Annotated in this window: 1 pseudogene; it reads right to left on the reverse strand. The window is 50.9% G+C overall.

The annotated features are described in order from the left end of the window. Positions 1 to 216, reverse strand: a pseudogene (locus tag DYZ14_RS24290) (DedA family protein); the annotation flags it as partial. Positions 217 to 387: the final 171 nt, after the last annotated feature.

Genomic DNA, 387 nt, shown 5'->3' on the forward strand with positions numbered 1-387 from the left:
AACCACGTATCGCATCGCGATAAAGAACCGTGCTTCGTCCCCGAGATAGCCGCCGGCAAAGGTCACCGCTAAAACAAGGGACAAGTCCAAAGCTTGTGTTTGAGCCGCATAGCCCGCAAACAATGGGAGACTACCGCTTTTCAGCATGCAGTATGAAAAAAGCAGGATGTAGATCCATGTCCCGTATTCTAGTACTAGATCAGACAAACCGTCCATATCGCTTCACCAAATCAAATCGCAGGGCACAAACAGAAACTCTTTTGTGTACGATCTACGCGATCTATCGGATGTTTTCCTTCGCATGGCCTGCCTGGTGAGTGCACGACCATCGGACATCTGGTTCAGTTTGGCATAGCGCGCGAGCTGAGGCTGCCGGTGTTTTCCGAC

Origin of the sequence: Ciceribacter sp. T2.26MG-112.2, assembly GCF_900492205.1 — a bacterium.
Classification (GTDB): domain Bacteria; phylum Pseudomonadota; class Alphaproteobacteria; order Rhizobiales; family Rhizobiaceae; genus Allorhizobium; species Allorhizobium naphthalenivorans_A.